The organism is Holdemania filiformis DSM 12042 (assembly GCF_000157995.1).
Classification (GTDB): Bacteria; Bacillota_I; Bacilli_A; order Erysipelotrichales; family Erysipelotrichaceae; genus Holdemania; species Holdemania filiformis.
In genome coordinates, this window is the sequence record NZ_GG657552.1 from 184,688 (window position 1) to 188,800 (window position 4,113).

4 protein-coding genes and 1 pseudogene are annotated in these 4,113 nt (G+C 51.7%); 4 read left to right on the forward strand and 1 reads right to left on the reverse strand.

Annotation, left to right across the window (positions count from 1 at the left end; translation table 11 throughout):
- The 4 genes and pseudogenes from eno to smpB all read left to right on the forward strand — a co-directional run.
- A pseudogene (gene eno / locus HOLDEFILI_RS01700) lies at positions 1-432 on the forward strand (phosphopyruvate hydratase); the annotation flags it as partial.
- 237 nt (positions 433-669) lie between these two features.
- Entirely contained in the window at positions 670-894 is a 225-nt protein-coding gene (gene secG / locus HOLDEFILI_RS01705) for a preprotein translocase subunit SecG (protein ID WP_006057619.1), read from the forward strand.
- Positions 895-948: 54 nt separating this feature from the next.
- A complete protein-coding gene (gene rnr, locus HOLDEFILI_RS01710) occupies positions 949-3,201 on the forward strand; it encodes a ribonuclease R (protein WP_006057620.1) in 2,253 nt (750 codons plus the stop codon).
- A gap of 12 nt (positions 3,202-3,213) precedes the next feature.
- Positions 3,214-3,669 (forward strand): SsrA-binding protein SmpB, encoded by a 456-nt coding sequence (gene smpB, locus HOLDEFILI_RS01715; RefSeq protein ID WP_006057621.1) that lies wholly within the window; start codon positions 3,214-3,216, stop codon positions 3,667-3,669.
- Between the two features lie 258 nt (positions 3,670-3,927).
- Here the strand turns inward: smpB and HOLDEFILI_RS19505 are convergent.
- Positions 3,928-4,113 (reverse strand): hypothetical protein (locus tag HOLDEFILI_RS19505; RefSeq protein ID WP_039863676.1); only part of this gene is annotated, 186 nt, incomplete at its 5' end.

The window sequence follows — 4,113 nt, forward strand, 5'->3', positions numbered from 1 at the left end:
GACGGTTTAGGCGAAAGAGACTGGGACGGCTGGAAGAAACTGACAGACAAGCTGGGAAGCAAGATTCAGCTGGTCGGCGACGATCTGTTCGTTACCAACCCGGCAATCCTGAAGGAAGGCATTGAAAAGGGCATCGCAAACTCGATCCTGATCAAGGTCAACCAGATCGGTTCTCTGACAGAAACCTTTGACGCTATCGAAATGGCGAAGAAGGCTGGCTATACCTGCGTCGTTTCCCACCGTTCCGGTGAAACCGAAGATACGACGATTGCGGATATCGCTGTCGGTCTGAATGCCGGCCAGATCAAGACCGGTTCGATGAGCCGTACAGACCGTATCGCGAAGTACAACCAGCTGATCCGCATTGAGGATGAACTGGGCCCAATCGCTGAATACCAGGGCATGGACTGCTTCTACAACGTTAAGAAATAAGCAGAATACATCTTCATTTGAAAAGACAGTCTTTCGCAGACTGTCTTTTTTCATGGGATTAAAGCCAAGTATAGGGAAAGAAGCGAAGCCGTCGGATTAAATCTCTTGTTCCTGGTGAACAATAAGGAAGAAGCACAGGGAATTCCCGCTTTCCTCCTGAAATTCAGCGGAACTGTTTGCAATTTGACTACGCCTTTGTTATAATAGAAAAGCGATAAATCTGAAAGGAGGATTAAGATGCTTGATATCTTATTGATGGTGGTGTCCGTGATTTTAATACTTCTTTCTCTGTTACAAAGTGGAAAATCAGACGGGATCAGCGGTGCTTTTACTGGGAGCGGCGGATTAAATCTGTTTGCCAATGTAAAAGAGAGAGGACCGGAGAAGATTATTTCCAATGCCACCCTGGTTGTCGGAATTTTGTTCTTCGTGCTGGTCATTGTGATTAGGGTACTGAACTAACGGCCGTCAACAGCGGCCTTTTTTCATATTATTAAAGAAATTCGAGGTGAAGTTATGGAACAAATAGACATAAAACAACAAATTGAAACAATGATTGCCGACGAGCACTATCGTCCGCTGAGTCTGGCTCAGCTGCAGGAAACCCTGGGGCTGTCCACGACCGAAGAATTCGTGGCGATGAATAAAGCAGTCAACGAACTGGCGGAACAGTATGTGATCGTGTTCAGTCAGAAAGGTAATCTGATGCCGGCCCGAATGGGCGGCTACTATCAGGGAGCGTTATCCGTTAATCGCAAAGGCTTTGGCTTTTTGGACTTGGAAGATGAGAACAGCATCCACATCACGGAAGCCAATCTGCACGGAGCGATGAACGGCGATGTGGCGATCGTTAAGAAACTGCCGTCTTTCTATGGCAGTGATGAAGGCGAGGTCATCCGCGTTCTGCAGCACAAGACGAACACCCTGGTCGGGACGTTTTTCACGTCTGTGGGCAAGGGGCTGCAGCTGCGGCTGGATGATGAGCGGATTAAGTCCCGGCTGATCGTCAAAAACTGGCAGGCTTTTAAAATGGTCAGCGGCACGAAGGTTTTATTGAAGGTCTTGCGCTACGGCGATCCGATGGAGCTGGAAATTGTCCAGCTGTTAGGCCATATAGACGACCCAGGCGTGGATATTCTGTCAGTGCTGCTGGAATACGATATCGATCCGCAGTTCCCGGAGGAAGTCATGGAACAGGCGCAGCGGACGCCGTCGCGCGTATCGCCGAAAGAAAAAGAAGGCCGCCGCGACTGCACCGGGAAAATGATTATCACGATTGACGGCGAGGATTCCAAGGATCTGGACGACGCGGTCTGCGTTGAGAAGATTGCCGGCGGTTATCGGCTGGGCGTTCATATCGCGGATGTTTCCCACTATGTTCCGGAGAACAGTCCGCTTGATCAGGAAGCGCTCAAACGTGGCACGTCCACCTATGTCGTCGACCGTGTAGTGCCGATGCTTCCGCACCTGTTATCCAATGGAATCTGTTCTTTGAATCCGAAAGTGCTGCGGCTGACGCTGTCGTGTGAAATGGAGATCAGCGAGGCCGGGGAAATCCTCAATTATGAAATCTTTCCATCCTTTATTAAGACAACGGAGCGGATGACCTATACCGCGGTGAACGCGATTCTGGAAGGCGAGGAAGAAGCCTGCCGGAAATACAAGAAGCTGACGGAAATGATCGGTTGGATGCGGGATTGTTCGCGGGCGATCCGCAAGCGCCGTCATGAGGCTGGAGCGATTGACTTTGAAACGCCGGAAGCGAAAATCATTTTAAACGAACAAAATAAAATTGAAGAGATCCAGGTGCGCGAGCGCAAGGAAGCGGAAATGATCATCGAGGATTTCATGGTCACGGCCAACGAATGCGTGGCCCGGCACATGAAATGGTTTGAGATTCCGGCCCTGTACCGGGTGCACGAAGCGCCGGAGCCGAAAAAGCTGCGGGATTTCGCGAAGATCGTCCTGTTGATGGGCAAGCGCTTTAAAGGCAGCGTTGAACAAATTCGTCCGCTGCAGCTGCAGCAGCTTTTGGATTCGTTCAAAGACGATCCGGCCTATCCGGTCATCTCGACGATGATGCTGCGAAGTATGCAGAAAGCGAAATATGATCCGCGCTGTCTGGGCCATTTCGGACTGGCGCTGGAAGAATATACGCACTTCACCTCGCCGATCCGCCGGTATCCGGATTTGATCGTTCATCGGATGCTTCACAAATACGGCTTCGGAACCGCATTGGATCCGGAAATGATGAAACAGGACGAACTGAAAATGGAGGAATATGGCAAACTGACCTCTGAGCGGGAACGGGCCGCGATCGAAGCGGAACGGGAAGTTGAAGATATGAAGAAAGCTGAATACATGGAGGATCAGATCGGTAAGATTGCCGAAGGCGTCATCAGCGGCGTCACGAAGTTCGGTTTCTTTGTCGAACTGGAAAATACTGTCGAAGGTCTGGTCCACGTGCAGAAGCTGACGGACGATTACTATCATTACGATCCGGATACGCTGAGCCTGAAGGGCGAGCGGACAAAGAAGATATACCGGCTGGGGCAGCGTGTCAAGATTAAAGTGACCGGCGCCAGTAAGCTCCATCAGGAGATCGACTTCGATCTCGTCCGGCCGCGCAAGGAAAAACGCGAGCCTATTCCCGCAGCGAAGAAAAAAGCCGGTCCCCGTAAGGAACCGAGCCGGCCTGCGGAACCGGCCCCGATCAAAAACAAACGGCGGCGCAACCGCCGGCGGAAACCGAAACCCACTCAAGCGTAAGGAGGAATCACGATGAGCGGTGAAAAAATCATTGCCGTCAACCGCAAGGCGTCCCATGACTATTCGTTGGAGGAACGCTTCGAAGCCGGACTGGTCCTGACCGGAACTGAAATTAAATCGATCCGTCAGGGGAAGGCGCAGTTTAAGGACGCCTACGTCAGTTTCATCAGTGGTGAAGCCTGGATCAAGGAGATGCACATCGCGGCCTATGATCATGGCAACCAGTTCAATCATGACGAAACCCGCGAACGGAAGCTATTGCTGCACAAGCTGGAAATCGTCAAGCTCCAGCAGAAGGTCAAGCTGAAGGGATATACCGTTGTCCCGGTTAAGCTGTATTTAAAGAATGGCCGGGCCAAGATGGAAATTGCGCTGGCCAAGGGCAAAGCGCTGTATGATAAGCGCGAAGACGCGAAGATGAAGGACGCGAAGCGGGAGATGGAAAAAGCGATGAAAGCACGGTGGTAAGCCGTGTTTTCTTGTCTGGTAACGAAGGCAGAAAAGGCTTTGTTTTCAAGCGAGTGACAGTGCATCTTCTTGAAACAAAGCACGAGATAAACTGATGGAAACGGTAAAATGGCAGTCCTGACTGAACCAAGATCAGTTCTTAAAGGAATAGGCGCTGCTTCTCTGAATGATCGGTGCAGAAGAAAAGCCGCAAGTTCTGGTAACCTGCGGCTTTCGTGTTCATTTCGATTAGCGGATATTGAATGCGGATTGAGCTGCTTACCAGCCGCTGCCGGAGGTACCGCCGAAGCCGCCGCCGGTAAAGCCGCCGCCCCCGCCTCCGCCGAAGCTGCCGCCATGCGGGCCGGAACTCGAGGAAACCGGTGCGGAGGTCATGGCTCGCTGGAATGAATTCATGTTGCGGTCCAGCCGGCTGAGCATGTACCACGTCGTCCAGCCATCCGG

What these genes read in the sequence shown, in the direction of transcription:
- secG (WP_006057619.1), top strand. Translation starts at nt 670, where the DNA reads ATGCTTGATATCTTATTGATGGTGGTGTCCGTGATTTTAATACTTCTT.
- rnr (WP_006057620.1), top strand. Translation starts at nt 949, where the DNA reads ATGGAACAAATAGACATAAAACAACAAATTGAAACAATGATTGCCGAC.
- smpB (WP_006057621.1), top strand. Translation starts at nt 3,214, where the DNA reads ATGAGCGGTGAAAAAATCATTGCCGTCAACCGCAAGGCGTCCCATGAC.